Consider the following 21,513-nt stretch of genomic DNA (forward strand, 5'->3'; position numbering starts at 1 on the left):
GACGTCGTAGGCTTCAGCCGCTTCGCCAGAAAGCTCACCCTCATGACCATCCTCCATCTCCTCTTTCCTCTAGTTAGGGGGTCGTTTGGTCATGTACATACAGCCATAGGTGCGAGCGCTTATCCAGTCCTTGCGCGAGCAAAATTCTTCAGTCTTTCAAGGACGTGGCGAGCCACGGGCAAAGCGATCCCGTTGCCCCACAACTTGTATTGCGCCGAATCCGACGTCGGGTCTGCGAGCCAGCTGGCGACCTGCTTGCGGGAGCGCGGCCTAACGCCTCGGAGGCGGTTCCATTCGGCCCACACGTCCACCCAGTAGTCGAGCTGGGCATCGGTGGGGTCGGTGATGGCGAGCTGGTCGCACCAGTCGTCGGGGAAGCCCTGCAACCGGGTGCACTCGACCGGCGTCAACCGTCTGGGGCGCAGCGACGAGCTGGCGACCATGGGCGGGTCGGTGTAATCCGTGGCCAGCAGCGCACCTGCCTGATCCTTGGTGGTGCGGGTGAAATAGTCGGCCTTGGATGCGGCATAGACGGGTTCCAAGATGACCATGCCGCCTTGGTTGCAGGTCGGCTCTCCGCCTTTCAGGTCGAGGGTTTTCGACACTTCTGCTTCGTAGCCGTAGTGGCCGCCACCGCTGCGGGACTGGTGGATCGAATTCAGGCCAAACACCCTGCGTTCCTCTGGGGCGTCGAGGAGGATGGGGACGTTGGTGGGTGAGTTGCCCATCCGGGCAGTCAGCGTCTGCACCACCCCCAAGGAGTTGACGGTCAACCTCGAGTCCTGCGGATGATGATCCATCAATATCACCGAGCTGCTACGGCCTCCAAGGCTTGCTTCAGGGGTGTGGGCATGGTCTTGTTCTTGCGTGCCGCCCGATTCAGGATTCCTTGGCAGGCTCGCGGGCTCAAAAAGAATCTCGGGTGCGGATCGGCCTGCAAAATCTGCGACAAGGTAGATGCGGCGGCGTCGTTGGGCGAGGCCGAAATGTTGCGCATCGAGTACACGCCACGCAACCGAGCATCCGCCTGCCACGACGGTCCCAGCGTCGGCCCACCGCGTGTCAGGAACAGGCACGTCAGGGACGGACGGCGCGACGACCTGGATGAGGCTCGTGAGGACGGCGGCGAAATCCGCCCCTTGGTTGGAGGAGAAGGCTCCCGGCACGTTCTCCCAGACAGCAAATCGGGGATATTGGTCATTAGTCGCCTCCCTCATTTCCTTGATGATGCGAACAGCCTGAAAGAACAGGCCGGAACGTGAACCTGCCAGCCCGGTCTGCCGTCCTGCGACCGACAGGTCTTGGCACGGCGACCCGAACGAGATGATGTCCACCGGCTCGATCACGGTGCCGTCGATAGTGTTGACGTCGCCGAGGTGGGTGACCGCGGGCAGACGGGTGGTGGTGACGAGGATCGGAAACGGCTCCACCTCGGACGCCCAGACGGGGCGGATACCGACGTTGAGGGCGGCGAGTGGGAAGCCGCCCGACCCGTCAAACAGAGAGCCAAGCGTCAACGCGGTCATGTGGTGCCTCGATCCACTGCCTTCACGACATCCAGGTAGGCGAGCTGCTGGCTGTCGCGGAGACACGTGATTCCTGCGGCGTCTCCGGTGGCGTCGGCGTAGCGGCGCAGGATCACGGAGGCGTATTTTTCGTCGAGTTCCATGCAGTAGGCGATGCGGTCGGTTGCCTCAGCTGCCATGAGTGTGGAGCCTGAGCCTGCGAAGGTGTCGAGCACGATCGTGTTCGCCTGGGTGGAGTTCCCGATCGGATACGCCAACAAATCCAGCGGTTTGGAGGTGGGGTGGTTAGCGTTGCGGCGGGGCTTGGCGAAGTTCCAGATCGTGGTTTGTTTCCGGTCGGCGTACCACTTGTGCTTACCCGTCTTCACCCACCCGAATAGCACCGGCTCGTGCTGCCACTGATACGGGGAACGTCCCAATACGAGGGAATCTTTAACCCAAATACAACAGCCCGACAGGTAAAAGCCTGCCTCAACGAAGGCGCGGCGGAAGTTCAAGCCTTCAGTGTCAGCGTGGAACACATACGCGGACGCGCCCTTCTCACACACGCCCACCATGTTCGAAAACGCTGATAGCAGGAAATCGTAGAACTTATCGCCATCCATCTTGTCGTTCTTGATGGACAATCCGGATCCTGATTCGAAGGCGACGTTATATGGCGGATCAGTCAACACAAGATTCGCACGTTTACCATCCATCAACAACTCGACGTCCTCGACGCTGGTGGCGTCGCCGCACACGAGTCGGTGACGGCCAAGCGTCCAGATATCCCCACGCTCCACGAAAGTAGCAGCTTCTAACGCGGCGGTGAGGTCAAACTCGTCATCCTCCACCTCACCCTCATCCAATGAGCCGATAAGCTGCGCGATCTCAGCGTCATCGAAACCGGTGAGTTCAGCGTCGAAATCCGAAGCATCGAGGTCGGCAATCAAGAGTGAGAGTTTGTCCTGGTCCCATTCGCCGCTGATCTTGTTGAGCGCGATGTTGAGTGCTTTCTCGCGGGTCTCATCGAGCTCAACAACGATCACGTCCACGTCCGTGTGGCCGAGATCTTCGAGCACCTTCAAACGCTGGTGTCCACCGACGATGTTGCCAGTGGTGGAGTTCCAGATGACGGGTTCGACGTAGCCGAACTCGGTCAAGGATCGCTTGAGCTTCTCGTATTCGGCATCGCCAGGCTGGAGGTCTTTACGCGGATTGTAGTCAGCGGGCTTGAGTTCACTGATGGGCATTGGTTTCATGAGCATGTGTGGTCACCGCCTTCTTTAATGCGTCGACGTGAGCGAACGAGTTCTCCCAGTGCAAACCGGCATGGCCGAAGTGTCCGTAGGTCGAGTAGCGGGTGTAGCCGGGTGCTCGCAACCCCAAAGCGTCAATGATCGCTCCTGGGCGTAGCGGAAACACCTCACGCGCAGCCTCGGTCAGGATCTTGTCGGAGTATTCACCACTGCCGAGCGTGTCGATGGTGAAGGCGACCGGATCAGCCTTCCCAATCGCATAGGAAATCGCGACCTGGCATTCCTGCGCAAGACCGGAGTCGACGATAGTCTTGGCTATCAGACGCGCCATATACGCACCCGAGCGGTCAACCTTGGACGCGTCCTTACCCGAGAACGCCCCACCACCATGTGGGGCGAGACCGCCGTAAGTGTCGACCATCAGCTTGCGACCAGTGAGCCCCGTGTCTGCCTTTGAACCACCCACCGTAAACAAGCCCGAGGGATTCACCAGAATCTCGGTGTCAGCGCTAATTGGCAGATACGGCTTACACGCGGGTGCGACGATCAGTGTTTTGACCTCAGCCGCAAGCTCGTCCAGAGTCTTCGTAGCGTCGTGTTGGATCGACACCACCACGGTTTCGACTGCTACGGGTTGTCCGGCGGCGTCGTAGCGAACCGTCACCTGCGCCTTACCATCGGACTTGATACCGCTGATCGTGCCGTCCTTGCGGGCGTCATCAAGACGCCCACAGATCTCATGCGAGAGTACGAGCGGCAATGGCAAACGCTGCGGGGTTTCGTTGGTGGCGTATCCGTAGACGGTGCCTTGATCGCCAGCGCCCTGCAACGCAAACTCACTCGTGTCTCCGAAGCGAGCCTCCAAGGACTTGGAAACTCCTGCGTTGATGTCTGGGGATTGGCGGCGTGTCCAGACGAAAACGAGGAACTTCCACGGCACATAACCCGCCTTCACCAGCGCGTAACGCACCGACTCACGAATACGCGGACGAACCTTCGAAGTGATCTCGCCAGTCACAATGATCCTGCGGCCAGATGCCATCACTTCTACTGCAACGCGGGCAGCAGGATCCTCGTAGAGGATATCGTCAAGGATCGTGTCAGCGATCAAATCACAGAGCTTATCGGGATGGCCGATACACACGGCCTCAGCAGTCTTCGTAACAGACATACACACTCACTTTCCAAAGAATCGGGACATAGAAAAGTGCCCACCCATCTCGGGCAGGCACACGAGAATCAAAGGGGTGTTAGGAGCGGGCTTGCAGCAGGCGCTCCATCACGTCATCACCCGGCGCCGAACCTGAGTAGTCGCTGGTGCAGGTGGCGCGCACTATCTCGTAAATCTCGTACCAGTACACGTTCGCTTGCTTCCCGAAAGACTGGGACATAGCAACGAAAGGGGATGCGATCGCAGCCCCTGTGGTTGGGTGTTTGCCGAGCAAGCCGAACTTGGAGATCGCCTGTTCACACTGCACATAACGCGCGAACGCCTGCGCATAGGATTCGATCAAGCGCGGTGCGACGAACTGGGAACAGCCACGTTGATCGAGCCATTGCCATGTTTCTCGGTAGACGAGGTCAGCGCCGAGGGGTTTACCATCACGCTGAATCTCCGACAGATACTCGGCAGGCTCCGGCATCACCTCACCAGCAAGCACCGCACCATCCCCGATATCTGAGCCTTCAAAGTCAAACGGCTCACCCAGCGGATCATCAAGCCGCGTGGCTGGGCGGCCAGCTGCGAGCTTCGCATTCAGCGGATCGGGTTTCGCACCTGCCCGCACACGGCGGCCACCCCGGTTCGTTCCGTCTTTCGCCATAGGTTTTCATCTGCTTTCCTGCTGTGAGACAATTAGTGGCGTGCCGAGACCGAAGACGAAAACTGAACTATTGGATGCCGCCGAGGCGCAGTATGCGAAACTGGACAGCCTCATTGAGGGCATGAGTTCCGACGATCAGCATACGAATTTTGATCCCAGCATCACTCAAATCGGTAAAGAAGCCCACTGGGCGCGGGACAAAAACCTGCGCGACGTCCTTGCCCACCTGCACGAGTGGCAGCGCATGTTGCTTGGCTTCGTCGACGCCAACCGCCAGGGTCAGCCTCGACCGTTTCTTCCGTTTCCTCACACGTGGCGAACCACGCCAACGCTCAACCAAGAGATTTGGACTCAATATCAGGGCACTGAGCTTGAGGCTATCCGCGAGAACCTCGCTGACAGCCACACCGCAGTAGTGGCTCTCATCGGCGAGTTCACCAACGAGGAGTTATTCACCAAGGCGCATTTCCCGTGGACGGGCACAACCTCGCTCGGCTCCTACTGCGTGTCAGCCACATCAAGCCACTACGAATGGGCAATCAAAAAGCTCCGTGCATTCACCAGAAAGCCGCCAGAACAACCCCATAACCAAGCCGCCCCCCAGTAGCTTCTTACCACGCTGTACACCACAGACAGATACTCGGGAGCCTCTGGTATAGGCGCTCCCGTGCGCCTTTTCGTGACTGTCGGGTTCAACGCACCAGGCCTCGTGCCTGCATTCACGCAACATCCGCCCGATCAGCGCTATCCTTAGCAATGCAGGGAAACCCTTCTTGTAGAATGAGAACTTATTGGGGCATACAACTCCTGATGCCGTTGCCGTATCAAAATGTGTAGCGAAAAGTTGAAGGGACTGGTCATCAAAAAAATATCTGTGTTTCTTGTATCCGCTCTGGCATATTTTGTCGGCGCGTGGCTTTTCGCCGCCATCTTTCTACGGTGCAAGGATCAGGATCAGAGATTTTTTGTGGTCTTCTTATTGATGCCACTCATGTATGTGTGTTTCACGATTCTTCTTCTGCTTTTTAATAAGCATTTCATCGGTATTCAATCTGCCCGCGCGTTGCAACTTTCAGCAGGAGCCTTTATCGGACTCTCAGCTTTTCTCTTTTCACTCGATGGTGTCGGCTCGTTAGTTCATAGTGATTCTTTTTCTCAACTGCTGAGCCAGTTTTCCGTTCCCGCCATCGGCGCTCTTGTTGCTGGTGGTGTAGCGCTTGGGTTTAGCGTTTTTACCCAAGCGCCACACCAAGGAAAAGACCAAATCAATTATCGGTAGATGAATTCAGCTAGCTTTCGGCAAGCTGTCAAACGAATCTCTTCCTTGACGTATCCAGCCAGGAACCATCCTAAAACGGCGCTATCCAAGTCGGCATATTCACTTATTTTCTGATATGCCTCAGTGGAATTATTCGCCCCCAAGCTCCAGCCAATCTGCTTGAATCTGTTGGCAAGTTTGCTGGAATTGTTGTAGTACTCTCGCAATGTTGCTGACAGAAGATGAGCGTTGGAGTCGTTGCCGTTTTCTAGCGTGTTAGCGATAACGATGGCATCTCCGTCACAGCAGAGATCGTCACGGTTACAGTTGTTTCCTACCGATTCCCATTTTCCCTTGTCGTTTTTCTTGTCAAGTACTAGCCCCTTCAAGCCAGGATGCTGACGGTAATCGTTACCTTGACCGATTAGAGCTGTGGCCACCTGATCCAGGTTCGCACTGGGATTCCACTCAAGTGTTTTCTGAATATTCTCCATGGCAGTAGCTAGGTCTCCGGCCCAGCCAGTCCACGCATCAGGGATAACATTCCAGTTGGTGTATCCAAGTGTTGTTGCCGCCAGATGCGCCAGATCAACCGATTCTCCGGTCTTGTCGGTCATGGATTGCCGCCACGTGTTATCAATATAGCGATTCAAGGCAGCGATGATCTTCTTGCCTACAGCGTCCTTCTCGAGTACGCTCGCGTCAGCACTCCTGAAACTTTCGGCAGACACGGACCAATTCACCGCAGATCCACTACCACCGTCACGCAGGTAGGCTTTTGCTAAATAGTTGAGGATGCAACGCCAAGTCGGAACGGCAATCCGCGTTCCCGCACCATGAGAACCCGCAACGTAGTCTTTTCCAACCTTGCCACTGGCACGAAGTTCTTCGAAGCGTTTCTCTAAATGCCAGATCAGATCAATCGGAGCCAACTTGTTGTAGTCAATGCTGGTGTCGGGCCCAGCGCCACCGGCACTCGAAGGAGCAACATGATCAACTGCCGCTGCTTGTCCTGAATAGGCGACCCTGTCTAGGTCAAAACCAGCACCCTTGTAGTCACTGATTTCAGTGAACTGGTCATAGTTCCAACTATCAGGAATAGGGAAGCCGAGGTTGCCAGAAAATCCTGTAGACATGTCCGAGACGAACGCGCTTCCAGCGTAGCCGGCTTTAATGATGCGGCTACAAATATTGCGTGATGCGTAAATACCCACTTTGTATCCGCCTCCCAGGCTTCCACGCACACCCTGAAAATACGGAAGAATATGACTTGTGACCTCGGGGTCGGTCGCGTCGAAATCAACTGCGAAATAGATATACGTTCCCGGAATGCCAAGTCTTTGGGCTGCTTGCCTTGCGAGCGTGGCATGGCGAGTTCCGTTTTCTCGAGTGAAGTGGCGCAATTCGGTGGAATACTCTTGGAATATCGGGAAGAACTTCATCCCTCCGTTGGTGATGCGTTCAAGTTCTCCGGGGCGAATTGCTTTGAAATAGTCAGACGGATCTTTTGAATCCTGATTCGGCTCAGTCAGGTAACGTCCTACGATCTCATAGCCGTTCGCCTTAAGTAGGTTAAGTCGCTCAGCCGTAATCTCGAAGCGTGTATCGCATGCTTTGCAGGCGCGATTCGGATCACCTTTCGAGGTCAACAGGCTCATCCATGTAGTCGAGTCGACCACCCCGCTTCGTGGGAGCTGATACTTTGCTTGGAATTGCGGAACGAACGTTGACAGTGCGGTTTGTGCAGAAGGATAGATATCGGGAGAAATCCGGTTACACACTAGAGCAACCTGAGCTAGCCAAGCCCACTTCGGTAAACTTGCCGCATTGCTGGGTGTAACTATTGTTAGACGCGCTTTGGTGCCATTGCCGAAATTACCTGTGGCTTCCGCAGGGCTAAATCCTTCAATGGCTTGCAAGACCTGAATCAGAGCAGTGTTCATTTCCCGACCGTAGAGTCCATCGGTTGGGATGATTCCGGTATAAGCGCGATACTGTTGGTTGATTTGTTGCTGTGCTTGCCGAATCGCTGAAATGCCCCCATAAGAGCGAAGCAGGACGAATTGCTGCATTGACAACAGCGCTTTCATGACGTCGAGCGTCACAGTGGAATCTCCACCAATGCCCATGTCGCTCTTAAGCTGTTTGATGGCCTTTCCAGTTCCGCTATAGAAGTGAGTCGTGATATCGCTGGCACCGGCAGAATATCCCTTGCACCACAAGGCGCCTTGGATAATGCCGTACACATTAGAAGTCTCCTGTGCACCGTCATCCTGTTGGCGGATGCCGTTAGGCCACCGCGACTGGAAGCGACTGATAGTTCCCGGTCCGAAATTGTTCGCCGTTGTCGTAATACCCAGCTCGATTTGCAGGGCCCGAATCAAAGCGTTGACCGTGCCCCAGCCGGTATATCCGTCCTCTATGACTGAACCGAAACCAGCCTTGCTCCTATAGGTGCGATTAAGCCATTGCTGTGTTTTTAGCACCATTTGATCTGTCATGATTCCTCCTTTTTGGAAACCAGTTTGTTAATTCAAGACAGGCGAACACCTGCCAGGGAGGGATCCAGAACACCGGATGAGAAGCTCCGAGTTTATTGCCCTCACCTGTACGTCCCTGGCAAACCCAAATCCGGACGGACAAAGCGCAAGAAAACCGAGCAACACTCAGCGGGATTTCACCCCTCACTGGCACTGCCGACAAATAACGAAGTGTTAATACCCTGTTTGATTCAGGAACTTTGCGCGCGGTTGGCCCCGCCCGCTGACCTTCTCAAGAGCTGTAGAAATCGAGACCCCCCTACCCCTCGCCAGGCTTTCGACATTGCCCCGTATCCAACGAACACCATCGAGGTAGGCATCTTTGAAGTTCTAAATGATCGACGCGACAGGCGCGAACGTAGCGGGCTCGTCAATACGAGTAGACCCTAGATGCTTGCCTCCAGCGATCATCATCGAGCGCACTCTGGCGCGAGTGGCAGGGCTTACACAAGGCGCGGAGGTTATCAAAGTCGTGGGAGCCACCGTGCTCAAGCGGGAGAACGTGGTGGACTTCCTGTGCGGGCGTGTACCGGCTGGCCGCGAGGCAGTCTTCGCAGAGCGGGTGGGCGGCGACGTAGGCGGCGCGGATTTTACGCCAGCGCGCGCCGTAGCGGGCGTTGATCTTCGGATCACGCTGATACTTCCGATAGTGTGCGTCTTCCACCTTCGCGTGCTGCTCGCAGAAACGTTCGTGGGTGAGCTCAGGGCAACCAGGATGGGAGCACGGGGACGCTGGTTTGACCGGCATCGCTTGCTCCTTCCCACTGGATGTGGTGAAGCCCCAAGACTCCCGTGTGTGGGTTCTTGGGGCTTTTCCTACTTTTCAACCACCTACATCATTGCAGGCCGGAAACGGTAAATGCATCCGCCGTTCCTGACACCTTTTGGCGCAAGGGTGCAAAACCCTCACAAACGGCCATACAGAGCGGTCGCAAGACGAGCCAGCGCGCGCGACTTCTTCTGGTAGGCGGTCGTGCGCTCAACATAGAAGTGGTTGCAGATCTGCTGGACCGCATCATCCTGGGTACCCTCGCCGAGGAAGAACGCCTCCAACACCAACCGGTCATCCTCGGAGAGGATCTCCCATGCAGGCAGGAACCAGTCCATGTACTGGCGCGCCTCAGCGTATCGGGCTTTGTAGGTGTCGATGCGCTCGATCGTTGCAACGATGCTGTTCTCCGAAGCGTGAAGGTCGCCTGATGGCGGGGTGCCGTCCATACGTGGGGATGCGGGGCTAGCCGCATCCGCATAAGCCGCCTTGATCTGCTCGTCGGTACTCTCGATGATCTGTTCCATCACCGCATAATCCTGTAACGCAGCGATCGCAGCTTTCCTTGTGTCGAGGTACTTCGTCATCACATGCATGACGACTCCTTCCTGCTTGTGGTTGTGAGTTCGGTGGCGACCGCGTCAATCAACGCAGCCTGCGTAGCGTCTTTCGCATCAAGGGCTTTAAGGACGGCTTCATCGAGCGTCCCCTCAGCAACCAGATGCGTGATCGTGACCGGCTCTAATTGCCCTTGCCGATACAAGCGAGCGTTCGTCTGCTGGTAAAGCTCCAAAGACCAGGTAAGCGAAAACCACACCAGCAGATGCCCACCTGCCTGCAGGTTCAATCCGTGACCGGCAGATGCTGGGTGGATCAGTGCGAGGGTGATCGCACCTTTGTTCCATGCCTCGATATCCGCGCTTGTTTTCAGTTCGCGAGCCTGCGGGAATCGCGCGATGATGCGTTCGCGGTCGTGAGTAAACCAGTAGGCCACGAGCAGTGGGTTGCCGTTGGCTGCCTCGACGAGGTCTTCGAGGGCGTCAAGCTTCCGATCATGAACCGCCGTCCATTCGCCATCGCCCGTGTAGATCGCGCCCGATGCCAACTGCAGGAGCTTGCCCGACAACGCAGCAGCATTCGCAGCATCAATCGTCGCCTCACCAAGTTGGAGGACGAGGTCGGCTTTGAGTTGCTCGTAGACCTTGCGTTCTTTCGGCTCCAACTTCACGGGCATCGTCGTGACCGTCAATTCCGGTAGCTGCAGGTGGTCGGTGGTGCGCATCGACAACGTCATGTCTGCGATGGCGTCGTAGATCTCGTCCTCCGCCCCCTCGCGGGGTTTATAGGTGAACACCTGCATCCCATTGCGCTTATCGGGGGTGAACCAGCGCTCGCGGTAGCGGGTAATGAAACGGCCCAAACGCTCGCCGCCGTCGAGGAGCCGGAACTGTGCCCAGATATCCATCAACCCGTTGGATGCTGGTGTTCCGGTCAGGCCTACCCAACGCTTCACGTGCGGACGAACCTTCACCAATGCCGTGAATCGTTTCGCCCGGTGGTTTTTGAAGGAGGACAGTTCGTCGATGACGACCATGTCGAACGGCCAGCCATCGCCGTACTGACCCACGAGCCAGGGGATGTTCTCCCGGTTGATGACGGTCACCATCGCAGACGCCGCGAGAGCGTTCAGCCGGTCTTGTTTGGTGCCGACAGCGACCGATACGGTCAAACCTCGCAGGTGATCCCACTTCGCTATTTCGGTTGGCCACGTATCGCGGGCTACCCGCAGTGGTGCGATGACGAGGACGCGGTGGATGGTGAAGTAGTCGAGCATGAGCTGCCAGATCGCCGTCAACGTGATCACCGATTTGCCCAAACCCATCCCAAGGAAGATCGCGGCCTCGTCATGGTCGATGATGAAATCGGTCGCTTGACGTTGGTAGTTATGCGGCGTGTAGTGCATCAAGCACCTCCTGTATGCCGTCCATCGAATCAACAACCAACGCGGTGAAGCCTTGCTGGCGTAGCTGGTTCATCCGTCGGCGTTGGATCGGCCGAGGCTTTTTGCCGGGGGCTTTCACTTCGACGAAGACGACCTGGCCTCCCATCAGGCATAGCCGGTCAGGTACGCCACTGGTTCCAGGGCAGACAAGCTTCCAGCACAAGCCCCCGGAGGCTTCAACGGCCTTTTTGAGCTGGGCTTCGATGTGGTGTTCGTTCATGGTCACTCCTTGAGTGGTTTTCCACGGGGTGACGACTGGTGACGGTTGGATTTGAACTTTTCTAAAGGCGATATTTTTATGGCCTTAGTAATAGTTCAATACCGGTCGTCACCGGTCGTCACCCTCATCGGGTTTAGCTGTTGAATTCGCTGGTCAGAGCTAGTCCGTAGACGTACATGCCGTGCTTGGACTTGCGTCGTTCAAACCCGGATTGTTCGAGAGTGGCGTTGAAGTCGACCATCGGCCGCGCCCACCCGCTGGTGGATTGCGCCCACGCCCGATACTCCTGATACAGGTCACCGGCGCGTTCGGATAGGGCCGGGTCCACCTCGCAGCGGGCGTCAAGGAATTGGGCGAACCAGTTGTTCTCTTCCCGATATGCGCTTGAGGCAGCGACCACTTGGGCGGGCGGGGTGAGCTGGTACTCCTCGGCGTGGATGAGCCGCGCGCCTTCCATGATCCATGCAAGTACCGCTCCGCCGGCGGTCTCGTAGAGGTAGTCGGCGTAGTTCTTCACATCGGAGCTACCCTCGATGACCGCGTTGAACGGGATCACGATGAGCCTGCGCCAGATGCCCGCATCCATCGCGCCCACCCTCGGTAGGTGGTTTGTGTAGAGGATGAGCGTGTGGGACGGGGTGAACGCGAACGGCGCCTTGTACTTCTTCTCCGCGTAGATCTGGTCGGTGGAGGCGAGCTGTTTAACCGTCGAGGTCGACAGTCTTACGCCTTCTTCGGACTCGGCGGCGATGATGAGCCGTTTGCCTTTCGCCTCGGCAAGTTCAGGTTTGACGTTCCGGTTCCCGCCAATGGTGAGCACGTCGGCGGACATGTTGCCCGCATACGTGCCGAGCACTCTCGCGATCGTGTTCCAGAACGTGGACTTGCCGTTGCGGCCGTCCCCGTAGGCGATTACAAGCGCTTCGACCATGACCTTCCCGACCGCTGCCAGCCCGACGATCCGCTGCACATATCCGATCAGCTTCCGGTCGGATTCGAAGAACACGTCGAGCGCCTGTTTCCAGATGTCTGTGCCCGTGTCGGTGGGGTCGAGCGCAGTTTGTTTCGTGATCAGATCCAGCGGGTTATGGTCACGTCGGGTGCCGTCACGCACATCCCATGTCCCAGACGGCGTGTTGAGGAGATACGGGTCAGCGTCCAGTTGATCGGGCGTGGTGAGCAGCATCGGGTGCGCTTCCCGCAGGCAGGAGGTGATTGCCCGGGACTCACGGCGTTTCAACACGAACGCCTCGTAGGCCTTCGCATCCTCGAACGCCCGGTAGGCGGCCCGCTGAGCTGACGTGAAACCGGCGAGTGCTTTCGCTTTCGATGAAGCGGCTGCAAGCACCGCATCCGCGCCCGTCACCGCGAGCTGGTCGCGGGCTTTCTCCAACAGATGGCCGGCCTCGGCTAGTTGCCGGTCGGTCAGTTCCTGGGCGATGCCTTGCGCAGCAGGCGCAGACTCAGACCACACGCCCCCGTCGTAGACGAGCCAGTCTGTGGCTTCCGTAAATGCCAGACGTGACGAGTATTCTGCGGTGAGCATCGAAGCTTGCCCCACATCGGTGAAATCATCCGGCCGCAGGCTCGTCAGCTCCGCGTACACTTCCGGCGAGAGGTAGTCCGGATCGGCAGCGACTTTGGCGGCGAACCGGCACGCCGAGCCCCAGATCGACTCCAACTCGTGATCCGACAGGGGCGGCTCGCACAGCAATGCTTTCCGATCGAACAGGTCACGGGCCTGTGCGGTCTGCCCGTAACGGATCAGGACACGCCCGGCGAAGCGGGACAGGGTGGCGTTGCGGGAGCCTTCCCCGATCACCTGGGTCGAGGCATCGAACGCTGCGAACACGTCGATCTCATCGGCTTCGTCCAGCCAAGCATCCAGTAGCTTCGTGCCGTCGTGGACGGTGACCTCGGGGTTGGTGGTGCCGTAGATGAACCGTCCGGCATCCAACGCCTGCGGGTCGAAGAACCTGAACCGGGCTGCCAGGCGGCGCTTCAACCCCGCATAGGTATCTGCGTCCGTGACTTCGGTGATCGGGAAGTAGACGTGGAAACGAGGCCTCGCCGACAGCACGCCCTTCGCCTTCTGGTGGTTCCGGGAAGTGGCGGTCATGAACTCGACTCCAGCCATCAACTCGGCGAGCTTCTCCGGTGTGACCCAGTCGGACGATTCTTCGGTGTGGTCGTTGTCGATGTCCATCACCACACAATCCGAGGACACGAAACTCGCCGACGAGCGCCGATCGCCAGTGTAGGTGGCGGCGACGTGATCCCACCTGGCCACCAGCTGCAGGTCAGCCTGGTCGGTGACGTGGTGGTGGTTCGGATAGTGGTTGTTGTGCGGGTTGCCGCTGTTGGTCGCGGCGCACAAGGTAAACGGGGTCATGCGGGGTGCACCTCCTGGAAGTCGGCGTTGAAGAAGCGGACGGGGATGTTCATCTGGTGGGCCCAGTCGATTTCGGCGCGCATCCCTGCCGACACATGTCCGATGTAGGCCCATAGCTGTTCGCATTTCGACAGCAGGATGCGGTTGAAGAACATGACCAGCTCACGGGCATCCGGGTCGGTGTCGTCCATGAACTGCGGATAGTGCAGATGCGGGGCGAGTGGGATCCGGCGTGCCGACACCGCGAACGCGCAGAACCGGCGGGCAAGTTTCACGTTGGCGTCGATGTCTCCGGAGTACGGGGAGCAGATGTACACCAAGGGCCGATACCCGTACTCGGCGCGCTGGATTTCTTTCAGCGCCTTGTAGCAGGTGGGGTCGGGGTATCCTTCGATGTTCTTCTTCGGGATACCGATGTCGAGGGCAGCGGCGGTCATGACTGGTCTCCCGTCTGCCCGAAGGCGAGAGCGTGGTAGGCGTCGATCATTCGCGCCTGGCAGGCGACCTGTTGCTCCAGGTTGTCGATGCGGGCATGAGCCACGCGCAGGGCATCCAGTAACGCGATAGCTGTCTGTAGTGGGTCAGTGTCGAGGTCGCGTAGGAACGTGGCGACGCGTGGATCATTGGGGCATATCATGAGTCGGCTCCATTTCTGAGAGCCTGATAGACAAGTAGGTGGCGCGGTTACGCACATGGCTCTCAGTAGGAGGCCAGAAACCAGCAGGGAGTTAACCCCCTCGGCAGAGTTTCTGGTCACTGAGCTTTGAGGCTCTCGCCCATACGCCCCTGAGGACCGACGAATCCGGACGGGTCAACCCCAGGTCGATACCGGGTATATCCGGTAGACCTTCCACTACGGGTCAGGTGATCATGAGAGCTATGAGCGAGATGGATAAAGCGACCGTATGGGCGGTGTTCCAGAACATGCGCCTGTTCTGCCTCTTGGAGTACCTGCGTGACCTCGACCAAGCACTGGTGCGGAGCCGGAGTGATGAGCAGATCCGCCAGTACTTGCATGAGCTTCTCGACGCTGACCCGGCAATCGTCCTCGACTACCAGTAGGCCGCCCAGCAAGTTATTACGGTCTACATCAATCCACGCAAAGAGGCGCCCCAACTAGTTGTGCTAGTTAGGACGCCTCTCACATCGACGGTTCAGGAGGTCATGATCGGAAAATAATCTTCACTCCGTCGCTGATTTGCTGAGCGTAGTCACTCAGTTCGGGATCGCTGATCTTTCCTCCGCGTTTCTTGAATATGCGTTGCAGCGCGGGCTTGATCTGTTCTACAGGCTTACCGCGATACTGACGAGCCAGTGACTCGAAATCTCGGTTGTACCCTTTAGCCATTTCATCCATAGCAGGCTGAACGAGCTTCTGAAGAGCTTTCTCGTCAAAATTGATCTTCACGCTCAAACTCCCTGCCGGATAGTAGTGTCTGGATGCCGTTTAGCCGTGGCTTCCGTAACAAAACGGCCGGTAATGGATGAGCGGTGCACTGGACGGTTTCCGCCGTTACCCACCGTTTCTGCAGTCGTTGTACGTGGGCTTCGGCGAGCCGTCGAAGCTTTGACGAATCGCCCTGTAGACGCACTTCGGTGAACAGTTCGTGCCATGAGACACCTTCTTTCTGGCTTTCGCCAAATGGTGAACACTACGCACGAGAGCATGTAGAGTTGGAATCCTAGAGACCAAACTAGGTACCAGCCCCGAACGCCTCGCAACCCCGAGATTCGGGGCTTCGGTGTTCATGGGATAGATTTTACCTGCCTAATTACACTGATGTGATTTCCGTGCGCTCTCGAAACGAACCCTGTGGATAACTTCCAAACCTGGTCAGTCTTTCTGGTAGTAGTCACATTCGTAGCCATCCGCGTTGAGCGGTAGCCCGTCTGCCCAGGCAGGGAGCGTCGCCATGAGAGCACAGGCGTCAGCGACGGTGAAGACCGAGTCTTGGGGTTCGTCGATGACGATTTCGTCGTGGACGTGCATGACAATCCTGTGCCCAGCCTCGGCGACGAGCTGCATGGCGTGGACGAGGAGGTCACGGGCGACTGCTTGGACGATGTTCTCCACGAGTTTCCCGCCGTAGGTTTCCAGTCGACCCCACTTCCTGCCCGTGGTGACGCCGCTGTAGGTGATGGAGGTGCCGCCCCACCGGTTCTCACCAAGCCTCGGCTGCACATACGCCAGCCGTCTGCCCGAGGGCAGGGTGATGAACAAGATGCCCGACTCGACCGAGAAACACAGGTTGCGCAGCCGGAGGGTACTGCGGGTAGTGATCGCGTCGAGGGCGGCCTGCTCGACGTCTGCCCAGAGTTGCACGATGTTGGGGTTGGCTGCCCGCCAGGCGTCGACGGTCGGTTTGAGTTCGTGCTCGGCCAATCCCATCCGCAGCGCACCCATCGCCTTGAGCGCTCCGACGGAGCCGTTGTAACCGCAGGCCAGCGTGGCGATCTTCCCCTTCTGGCGAAGCTCGGCGTTGACGCCATGTTTCTCGACGGGCACGCCGAACATGCGCGACGCGGTTTCGCAGTAGAGGTCTTTGCCGTCACGGAAGGCTCGGAGGGTGGATGTTTCTCGGGCCAGCCAAGCGATCACGCGGGCTTCGATCGCGGAGTAGTCGGCGACGATGAGCCGGCAACCCTCGCTAGGGATGAACGCTGTCCGGATCAATTGGGAGAGCGTGTCTGGGACGGAGTCGTAGAGCAGTTCGAGCGCGTCGAGGTTGCCTTGTCGGGTGAGGGTGCGGGCAGCATCGAGGTCGGGCAGGTAGTTTCGAGGCAGATTTTGGACTTGGACGAGGCGTCCGGCGAACCTGCCGGTGCGTCCCGCGCCGTAGAACTGGATGAGCCCACGAGCCCGTCCATCGCTGCCTGCCACGTTGTGCATCGCCTGGTACTTCTTCACCGAGCTTTTCGCGAGGTCGCCACGCAGCTCCAACACTTCCCGCACCACGCCGGTGGCAGTCTCTAGCGCAGCTGCGACTTCTGCCTTCGCCAAGGACGACATCTTGCAGCCGTTGGTGGTGAGCCAGTCCTTCAACTGGATCGGTGAGTTCGGGTTCTCCAGGCCGGTCAACTCCCGCGCCCTCACCAATGTCGCCGTGCTGTGTTGGCCGTCGAGAGCGACGGCAGCATCTGCAAGGGTGCGGTCAAGCAGGATTCCGGTGTCGTTGATGGTCTGGTCCAGGGCATAGGCGTCCCACTCGGCCTCGGGCATCGGAAATGGCGAGAGCCGGTCGTGGATTGCGAGCTCAACCTCGACGTCGCGCCGGTTATAGTCGACAAACTGCGCCCAGCCGGTTGGGTCAGATGCAGGTAGGTTCCTGGTGCCTCCACCGTTCAACACGCTCGGTGTTGCCGGCGTGCAGAACTGCTTGATCAGCTTCTTGCCCGCGCTGTCTTTCTTGACGTCGAGATCAAGAGCCGTACCGACCGCATCCAAGCTCATCGGCAGACCGAGGTAGGCCGCCCACACCATCGTGCAACGCCACTGCGCCGGATCAAGAAACTCCTCAGCGAGGAGGTCTGGGTGGTGGCGGCGCAGCCACGCCGAGAATGCGACCCGCTCGAAGGCGGCGTTATGCGCCCACTTGACCACGCCAGGATCGACGAGTGCGGCAAGCAGCTCGTCGGGCAGCTGCTGGCCGCTGGCGAGGTCGATGACGTGGACGTCGCCGCTGTCGATGCTGTAGCCGAACAGAAGCAGCTCGAACTCAGGATCAGTGGCATACGGGTACACGCCGGACTTGGTGAGGTTGACGGGGCTGTACGTTTCGAGGTCACAGGCCAATGAGCGCATGGATCAGTCCTTTCATGGACAGATGTGGAGGGAACCACCGTGATCGGCAGTCCCCTCCACAAGGTGATGGTGTTACTCGGGTGCAGTTTCAGTGCGGGCGATATCGTTGGCCGTCACGCGTGCTCGTTCTTCTTCGAGAAGCTTGGCGAAGCGTCGTTCTTCACGCTTGTCGGAGATCCACGACAGCAGTAGCGTGACGCCAACGGGGATCAGGACATAGACCCACACAGCGAGGGTGATCGCCATGAAGCAGTCCTTCATCACGGTGAGCTCCTTAGTTGAGGAAGTCGTCGCTGGCGGCGGGGGTGCCGAAGTCGGACTCAGCGGAGATGCGCCCTGCGCCGAGGGGTTCACCGTCGCGGAGCTTCTGGATGTTGCCCAGCCCGCAGGCGATACCACGGTTCCCGTTCGTGTTGAACGCATAGAACGACAGGCTCACGCGGGCGTAGCAACCCGAATAGACTTCGGAGCGGTCGAGGATCGGGGCGACGTTCTCGTCGACCACCTGCGGCGGGGTCAGCGAGTTCGCGTTGACGAAGTAGGCGTTGGCGTAGGCTTCGTCGTCGCGCTCGGTATCCCCGTCACGCAGCGGCAGTTTCAACGCGGCCTTGTTTGGCCGCTTGCCCCCGAACTTGGCCGTACCGGCATCGATCGCCGCATCGATGGCCTTCTCGATGGCGGTGATGGTGGCGGTGTCGGTCTTCGGGATGATCAGCGACACCGAGTACTTGGGCTTACCGCCCTGGATCGAGTTCGGCTCGAACACGTGGGCATAGGAGAGCCGGACTTCACCGGTGACGATACGAGTCGGATTCTGAGTAGACATGATTGTCCTTCTTTCTGTTAGTTACTGGTTTTCGTGAATTCGGATTCAGCGCTGCGAATGTCGAGCGCGGGTCGTTTGTCGCTCTCGGGTACGAGCGTCGGCTTACCCACCGGCTTGACCACCAGGCCGCCGAGAACCTCGTTGAAGGTCTTCTTGCCCATCAGCTTTTCCATCGCCGTGAGCGTGATGAGGCGCTTGTCGTAGATGTCGTGGTACCCGGCCGCCTCAGCCGCCTCGGAGACGGCGGTTTCGTCGGTGTATTTGCGGACAGACCGGCCTGCGACGAGCTTGAACCCGTCCCACGTCTTGCCCTGGTTCACCGCGAGGGAGAGGGCGTAGGCCTCCACGTCCGCAGCCCACGTTTTGAGCTGTGGAATCCTCGCAAGGACATCCGCGATCTCCGCATCCGTCAGCTCGGCTGGTGGGGTGAACTCCCGCTTGGCGAGCGCCAGGTTGGCTTCGGCTCGTACCCGGCAGGTCGGCGCGATGCGGCAGAACTGACACCACGAGCCGGCCTGGTAGTCGCCTTCGCCGCGGGCAGCCAGGGCAGCGATCGGCTTGACCGTGTTCTCGCCCCATGTGATTAGGTCCTGGGTGCTGATCGTCCAGGTTTCGACGTTGGTGCGACGAGGCTGGAAGATGCTTAGCGCGACTTCCTCGATGTTGTAGAGGGCGTCGAACGCGGCCAGGGCTCCGAGCCCGTAGAGCATGAGCTGTGGGTTCTCTACCGGGGACACCTCAACGCCCATGCCGTACTTCAGGTCAATGACCTGCAAGGTGGGCTCGGCAACGATCACGCAGTCACCGGTCCCGAAGCCGCCCGGGGCGAGGTGGGAGTAGTCCAGGCGCTGCTCGACATACACCTGCGGGTCCGGGCAGTGCTCCCGAGCAGACTCGAGGTGCTGGGCCACGAAGGCGACGTAGTCGTCGGTGTGGCCCTCCATCTCCTCATCAATCCACTCTGAGGTAGGCCGCTTGGCGCGGCGCTTGAGGAACCGCTTGAGCTTGTACTCAGCCAGAGCGTGCGCGGCCGTACCCTGCAACGCTGCGTCCGACGGGGCGTCAGCCACGCCATCTGTGGCGAGTGCGGAGGGCGGGCAATGCACCCACCGGTGAGCACTCGAAGCACTCAAAAGTGCGTGGCTTTCAGGCATGGGCGATCTCCTTAGCCCCAGCCATGATCTGGCCGAACTTGGCCGGGTCTACCTCTGAGAGGGCCTTCGCGCCAGCGTCCAGGATGAGCTGGCGCACCTTGGCGGTGTAGCCCTGCTGGGACAGCTCCGCCAGGAAAGCGCGCACCTCTTCAAGCGTGTACTCGCGCATCGAAGCCGCCTCAGCCTGCTGTGTCTCGATCTGTTCCTCAAGTTCGGCGTGGAAGGAGGGTTCCTCGAGGCGCGCGGCGGAAACAGGCCTGTGGCCAGCCAGCGCGTACTCGTCCTCAATCTGCTCCCAGCCGTCAGCTTCGAGCGCCTGCGCAATCTGGGAAAGGCCCTCCATGGTGTGGTTGATGCCCGCGACCAGGGCATTGCGGTGCTGCGGGTTCATGCCGCAGCACCACCGTTGTCGTAGGTGAGCTTGCTGCCTGCCGGGTGACGCTCGATGGACGCGTTGAGAGCTGTCTCATCGACCTCGGGCTTTGTTGAACGTCGAGTCAGGGTCACGTCATGAACCCACCGCCCTGGCACAATCAACATCAGCTCGTTGATCGGGCCAAACAGCCAGCGCAGGATGCGCTCCCTGATATTCACTCGTGCGAGGTTGACATCGGCGGCCGGGTCCGGCGCCTCGTCGATACCGACTCGAATATGACGACCACTCATGATTCATGTCCTTTCAGTTGAGGTTGTTGGTCGCCTATACGTCTTCCCGTGGCTGTTGAACCGGACAGCCGTCGGGGAATTGGTCATGGATCTTCTTGATGGCGCGTTTGACTGCGGTGCCGATTGTGTTGGCGTGCCGGTCAATCTCCGCCTTACTCGCATCGGGATGCTCCGTCCTCGCAATGTCGGCATAGCTCAGGTTTTCGCCCAAATTCAGGCGCACCCAGCCCCGATGTCGGGGCGAGACCACGGAGAGCACGATCTCAACCTGCTCGCGTGCCAGGTCGAACTCCTCGCCCCTCATCAGGAGAGTCTCGGGTGATGCGTTGTCCGCCGGGTCGAGCTGCTGGGCAAGCCTGCGCCGTGCACTTGGTCTAAATGTCGACGGGTCATCCAAGTCATGTTCGCGGCCACCATCCTTAGTGGCATGCTTGCGCGCGTTCTCCCGTTCCCTGAACACGGCATACTGTTCACCTAGGTACTCGAGCTTCCACTCAGGCAGATACTCCTCGTCGAAGATCATCCGACGAAACTGCGCATCAGCCGGCAAATCATAAAGCTCAACCCACGCGCCGCCGCGCGTCGTGGGCATACGGAAATGGACGTGTTCCTTACCCCGAAAGTCCTTTGTGAACCGGATTGTGTAGGGCTTTGGTGTGGTGGCGTTGCCTGCCATGGTGGACTCCTGTCGCTTACTGCGACGGAGGCCCGACTCCACCTGGACGTTGGTGGTGCGCGAAGATCAACCACGGGGACGAAAACAGGGCAGGCCAACCACCCAGGCATGCGTGCCTGAGTGACTGACCTGCCCTGGACGTCCAGAAGGGCGAATCTCCGCGCGGATTGTTGAAATAAGTTGGGTGCGGGCAGCTGTCCCGCGTGTCATCGAAAGATCTCGGTGAAGGTGGGAGGGTGCCCGGCCGGTACCAGGCCAGACACCCCCAACCGGTTACTTCTTGCCACCCTTGGACTTGGGAGCCCGTTGGGACAGAGCAGAAGCTGCGGCGGTCTTAGCCGCCTTGGAATACCGCTGGTCACGCATGACCTTCGATGCGGCAGAAGCAGCAGCCTTGCTAGTTCGACGTTGACTCGTCATCTCGGTTCACCTCCTCCCAATCAGCCTGATTCGTCCTTTTTGCCGAGTTTTTCTCTCGGTCCGCCTACACCGGCTGGTAACATGGGCCACAGTGGTCGATGCGCCTACGCCGGTGGATGGCTTGTTTTCAACACTAAGAAAGCCCCCTGTTTTGACAGGAGGCGAAAGAAGGCGAAAGGAGGCAAGATGGCTCGCCTTCCT

The 21,513-nt window shown here is 58.8% G+C and carries 24 protein-coding genes; 3 read left to right on the forward strand and 21 right to left on the reverse strand.

Annotation, left to right across the window (positions count from 1 at the left end):
• Positions 1 to 119 precede the first annotated feature (119 nt).
• The 4 genes from QP503_RS00695 to QP503_RS00710 form a co-directional block, all read right to left on the reverse strand.
• A complete protein-coding gene (locus tag QP503_RS00695; RefSeq protein ID WP_006680351.1) occupies positions 120 to 1,526 on the reverse strand; it encodes a DNA cytosine methyltransferase in 1,407 nt (468 codons plus the stop codon).
• Entirely contained in the window at positions 1,523 to 2,773 is a 1,251-nt protein-coding gene (locus QP503_RS00700; protein ID WP_285084308.1) for a site-specific DNA-methyltransferase, read from the reverse strand. The genes QP503_RS00695 and QP503_RS00700 overlap by 4 nt, the downstream gene beginning before the upstream one ends.
• Entirely contained in the window at positions 2,745 to 3,935 is a 1,191-nt protein-coding gene (gene metK / locus QP503_RS00705) for a methionine adenosyltransferase (RefSeq protein ID WP_004007620.1), read from the reverse strand. Before metK ends, QP503_RS00700 begins: the two co-directional genes overlap by 29 nt.
• A 79-nt stretch (positions 3,936 to 4,014) precedes the next feature.
• Positions 4,015 to 4,587, reverse strand: coding sequence for a P27 family phage terminase small subunit (locus QP503_RS00710; protein ID WP_004007621.1), 573 nt, complete (start codon positions 4,585 to 4,587; stop codon positions 4,015 to 4,017).
• A gap of 70 nt (positions 4,588 to 4,657) precedes the next feature.
• On the opposite strand from QP503_RS00710, the gene QP503_RS00715 reads away from it, so the two are divergent.
• Both QP503_RS00715 and QP503_RS00720 read left to right on the forward strand, forming a co-directional pair.
• Complete coding sequence (locus QP503_RS00715) at positions 4,658 to 5,194, forward strand: ClbS/DfsB family four-helix bundle protein (protein WP_240923141.1); 537 nt, start codon at positions 4,658 to 4,660, stop codon at positions 5,192 to 5,194.
• Positions 5,195 to 5,431: 237 nt separating this feature from the next.
• On the forward strand, positions 5,432 to 5,866 hold the full coding sequence (locus tag QP503_RS00720) for a hypothetical protein (protein ID WP_227469326.1): 435 nt from the start codon (positions 5,432 to 5,434) through the stop codon (positions 5,864 to 5,866).
• Here the strand turns inward: QP503_RS00720 and QP503_RS00725 are convergent.
• From QP503_RS00725 to QP503_RS00760, 8 genes are all read right to left on the reverse strand, one after another.
• The gene (locus tag QP503_RS00725) at positions 5,857 to 8,346 is read right to left on the reverse strand and encodes a glycoside hydrolase domain-containing protein (protein WP_285100999.1); all 2,490 of its coding nucleotides are present in this window, start codon (positions 8,344 to 8,346) and stop codon (positions 5,857 to 5,859) included. The genes QP503_RS00720 and QP503_RS00725 overlap by 10 nt on opposite strands.
• Positions 8,347 to 8,755: 409 nt before the next feature.
• Positions 8,756 to 9,133, reverse strand: a complete 378-nt coding sequence (locus QP503_RS00730) for an HNH endonuclease (RefSeq protein WP_006680358.1) — start codon at positions 9,131 to 9,133, stop codon at positions 8,756 to 8,758.
• Positions 9,134 to 9,291: 158 nt separating this feature from the next.
• Positions 9,292 to 9,750, reverse strand: coding sequence for an ArpU family phage packaging/lysis transcriptional regulator (locus QP503_RS00735; RefSeq protein WP_006680359.1), 459 nt, complete (start codon positions 9,748 to 9,750; stop codon positions 9,292 to 9,294).
• Positions 9,741 to 11,117 carry an SNF2-related protein gene (locus tag QP503_RS00740; RefSeq protein WP_006680360.1) on the reverse strand — a complete coding sequence of 459 codons (1,377 nt, stop codon included), beginning with the start codon at positions 11,115 to 11,117 and terminating at the stop codon, positions 9,741 to 9,743. The genes QP503_RS00735 and QP503_RS00740 overlap by 10 nt, the downstream gene beginning before the upstream one ends.
• Complete coding sequence (locus QP503_RS00745) at positions 11,098 to 11,376, reverse strand: PDDEXK family nuclease (RefSeq protein WP_006680361.1); 279 nt, start codon at positions 11,374 to 11,376, stop codon at positions 11,098 to 11,100. The genes QP503_RS00740 and QP503_RS00745 overlap by 20 nt, the downstream gene beginning before the upstream one ends.
• Before the next feature lie 133 nt (positions 11,377 to 11,509).
• On the reverse strand, positions 11,510 to 13,768 hold the full coding sequence (locus tag QP503_RS00750) for a phage/plasmid primase, P4 family (RefSeq protein ID WP_006680362.1): 2,259 nt from the start codon (positions 13,766 to 13,768) through the stop codon (positions 11,510 to 11,512).
• Complete coding sequence (locus QP503_RS00755) at positions 13,765 to 14,205, reverse strand: DUF7768 domain-containing protein (RefSeq protein WP_006680363.1); 441 nt, start codon at positions 14,203 to 14,205, stop codon at positions 13,765 to 13,767. The genes QP503_RS00750 and QP503_RS00755 overlap by 4 nt, the downstream gene beginning before the upstream one ends.
• Positions 14,202 to 14,405 (reverse strand): hypothetical protein, encoded by a 204-nt coding sequence (locus QP503_RS00760; protein WP_006680364.1) that lies wholly within the window; start codon positions 14,403 to 14,405, stop codon positions 14,202 to 14,204. The genes QP503_RS00755 and QP503_RS00760 overlap by 4 nt, the downstream gene beginning before the upstream one ends.
• A gap of 242 nt (positions 14,406 to 14,647) precedes the next feature.
• Between QP503_RS00760 and QP503_RS00765 the strand changes: the two genes are divergently transcribed.
• Complete coding sequence (locus tag QP503_RS00765) at positions 14,648 to 14,830, forward strand: hypothetical protein (protein ID WP_131367586.1); 183 nt, start codon at positions 14,648 to 14,650, stop codon at positions 14,828 to 14,830.
• Between the two features lie 100 nt (positions 14,831 to 14,930).
• Here QP503_RS00765 and QP503_RS00770 read toward each other — a convergent pair whose 3' ends face one another.
• From QP503_RS00770 to QP503_RS00810, 9 genes are all read right to left on the reverse strand, one after another.
• Entirely contained in the window at positions 14,931 to 15,176 is a 246-nt protein-coding gene (locus QP503_RS00770; RefSeq protein WP_006680366.1) for a hypothetical protein, read from the reverse strand.
• Between the two features lie 426 nt (positions 15,177 to 15,602).
• Positions 15,603 to 17,570: a DNA polymerase gene (locus tag QP503_RS00775; RefSeq protein WP_006680367.1), complete on the reverse strand. Its 1,968-nt coding sequence runs from the start codon at positions 17,568 to 17,570 to the stop codon at positions 15,603 to 15,605.
• Positions 17,571 to 17,642: 72 nt separating this feature from the next.
• On the reverse strand, positions 17,643 to 17,831 hold the full coding sequence (locus QP503_RS00780) for a hypothetical protein (protein WP_006680368.1): 189 nt from the start codon (positions 17,829 to 17,831) through the stop codon (positions 17,643 to 17,645).
• A gap of 13 nt (positions 17,832 to 17,844) precedes the next feature.
• Complete coding sequence (locus QP503_RS00785) at positions 17,845 to 18,396, reverse strand: DUF2815 family protein (protein ID WP_006680369.1); 552 nt, start codon at positions 18,394 to 18,396, stop codon at positions 17,845 to 17,847.
• A 17-nt stretch (positions 18,397 to 18,413) separates the two neighbouring features.
• On the reverse strand, positions 18,414 to 19,550 hold the full coding sequence (locus QP503_RS00790; protein WP_103632976.1) for a DUF2800 domain-containing protein: 1,137 nt from the start codon (positions 19,548 to 19,550) through the stop codon (positions 18,414 to 18,416).
• Positions 19,543 to 19,941 (reverse strand): hypothetical protein, encoded by a 399-nt coding sequence (locus QP503_RS00795; protein ID WP_006680371.1) that lies wholly within the window; start codon positions 19,939 to 19,941, stop codon positions 19,543 to 19,545. The genes QP503_RS00790 and QP503_RS00795 overlap by 8 nt, the downstream gene beginning before the upstream one ends.
• Entirely contained in the window at positions 19,938 to 20,216 is a 279-nt protein-coding gene (locus QP503_RS00800; RefSeq protein WP_006680372.1) for a hypothetical protein, read from the reverse strand. The genes QP503_RS00795 and QP503_RS00800 overlap by 4 nt, the downstream gene beginning before the upstream one ends.
• 34 nt (positions 20,217 to 20,250) lie before the next feature.
• A complete protein-coding gene (locus QP503_RS00805) occupies positions 20,251 to 20,892 on the reverse strand; it encodes a hypothetical protein (protein ID WP_006680373.1) in 642 nt (213 codons plus the stop codon).
• Positions 20,893 to 21,165: 273 nt separating this feature from the next.
• Positions 21,166 to 21,312 carry a hypothetical protein gene (locus QP503_RS00810; protein WP_006680374.1) on the reverse strand — a complete coding sequence of 49 codons (147 nt, stop codon included), beginning with the start codon at positions 21,310 to 21,312 and terminating at the stop codon, positions 21,166 to 21,168.
• Positions 21,313 to 21,513 lie beyond the last annotated feature (201 nt).

This window comes from Pauljensenia sp. UMB0895 (assembly GCF_030218905.1).
Lineage (GTDB): Bacteria > Actinomycetota > Actinomycetes > Actinomycetales > Actinomycetaceae > Pauljensenia > Pauljensenia turicensis_A.

Bases quoted from the DNA above. Each gene is read 5' to 3' on its own strand.
- QP503_RS00695 (WP_006680351.1), bottom strand. From the start codon at position 1,526: ATGACCGCGTTGACGCTTGGCTCTCTGTTTGACGGGTCGGGCGGCTTC.
- QP503_RS00700 (WP_285084308.1), bottom strand. From the start codon at position 2,773: ATGCTCATGAAACCAATGCCCATCAGTGAACTCAAGCCCGCTGACTAC.
- metK (WP_004007620.1), bottom strand. From the start codon at position 3,935: ATGTCTGTTACGAAGACTGCTGAGGCCGTGTGTATCGGCCATCCCGAT.
- QP503_RS00710 (WP_004007621.1), bottom strand. From the start codon at position 4,587: ATGGCGAAAGACGGAACGAACCGGGGTGGCCGCCGTGTGCGGGCAGGT.
- QP503_RS00725 (WP_285100999.1), bottom strand. From the start codon at position 8,346: ATGACAGATCAAATGGTGCTAAAAACACAGCAATGGCTTAATCGCACC.
- QP503_RS00730 (WP_006680358.1), bottom strand. From the start codon at position 9,133: ATGCCGGTCAAACCAGCGTCCCCGTGCTCCCATCCTGGTTGCCCTGAG.
- QP503_RS00735 (WP_006680359.1), bottom strand. From the start codon at position 9,750: ATGCATGTGATGACGAAGTACCTCGACACAAGGAAAGCTGCGATCGCT.
- QP503_RS00740 (WP_006680360.1), bottom strand. From the start codon at position 11,117: ATGCACTACACGCCGCATAACTACCAACGTCAAGCGACCGATTTCATC.
- QP503_RS00745 (WP_006680361.1), bottom strand. From the start codon at position 11,376: ATGAACGAACACCACATCGAAGCCCAGCTCAAAAAGGCCGTTGAAGCC.
- QP503_RS00750 (WP_006680362.1), bottom strand. From the start codon at position 13,768: ATGACCCCGTTTACCTTGTGCGCCGCGACCAACAGCGGCAACCCGCAC.
- QP503_RS00755 (WP_006680363.1), bottom strand. From the start codon at position 14,205: ATGACCGCCGCTGCCCTCGACATCGGTATCCCGAAGAAGAACATCGAA.
- QP503_RS00760 (WP_006680364.1), bottom strand. From the start codon at position 14,405: ATGATATGCCCCAATGATCCACGCGTCGCCACGTTCCTACGCGACCTC.
- QP503_RS00765 (WP_131367586.1), top strand. From the start codon at position 14,648: ATGAGCGAGATGGATAAAGCGACCGTATGGGCGGTGTTCCAGAACATG.
- QP503_RS00775 (WP_006680367.1), bottom strand. From the start codon at position 17,570: ATGCGCTCATTGGCCTGTGACCTCGAAACGTACAGCCCCGTCAACCTC.
- QP503_RS00780 (WP_006680368.1), bottom strand. From the start codon at position 17,831: ATGAAGGACTGCTTCATGGCGATCACCCTCGCTGTGTGGGTCTATGTC.
- QP503_RS00785 (WP_006680369.1), bottom strand. From the start codon at position 18,396: ATGTCTACTCAGAATCCGACTCGTATCGTCACCGGTGAAGTCCGGCTC.
- QP503_RS00790 (WP_103632976.1), bottom strand. From the start codon at position 19,550: ATGCCTGAAAGCCACGCACTTTTGAGTGCTTCGAGTGCTCACCGGTGG.
- QP503_RS00795 (WP_006680371.1), bottom strand. From the start codon at position 19,941: ATGAACCCGCAGCACCGCAATGCCCTGGTCGCGGGCATCAACCACACC.
- QP503_RS00800 (WP_006680372.1), bottom strand. From the start codon at position 20,216: ATGAGTGGTCGTCATATTCGAGTCGGTATCGACGAGGCGCCGGACCCG.
- QP503_RS00805 (WP_006680373.1), bottom strand. From the start codon at position 20,892: ATGGCAGGCAACGCCACCACACCAAAGCCCTACACAATCCGGTTCACA.
- QP503_RS00810 (WP_006680374.1), bottom strand. From the start codon at position 21,312: ATGACGAGTCAACGTCGAACTAGCAAGGCTGCTGCTTCTGCCGCATCG.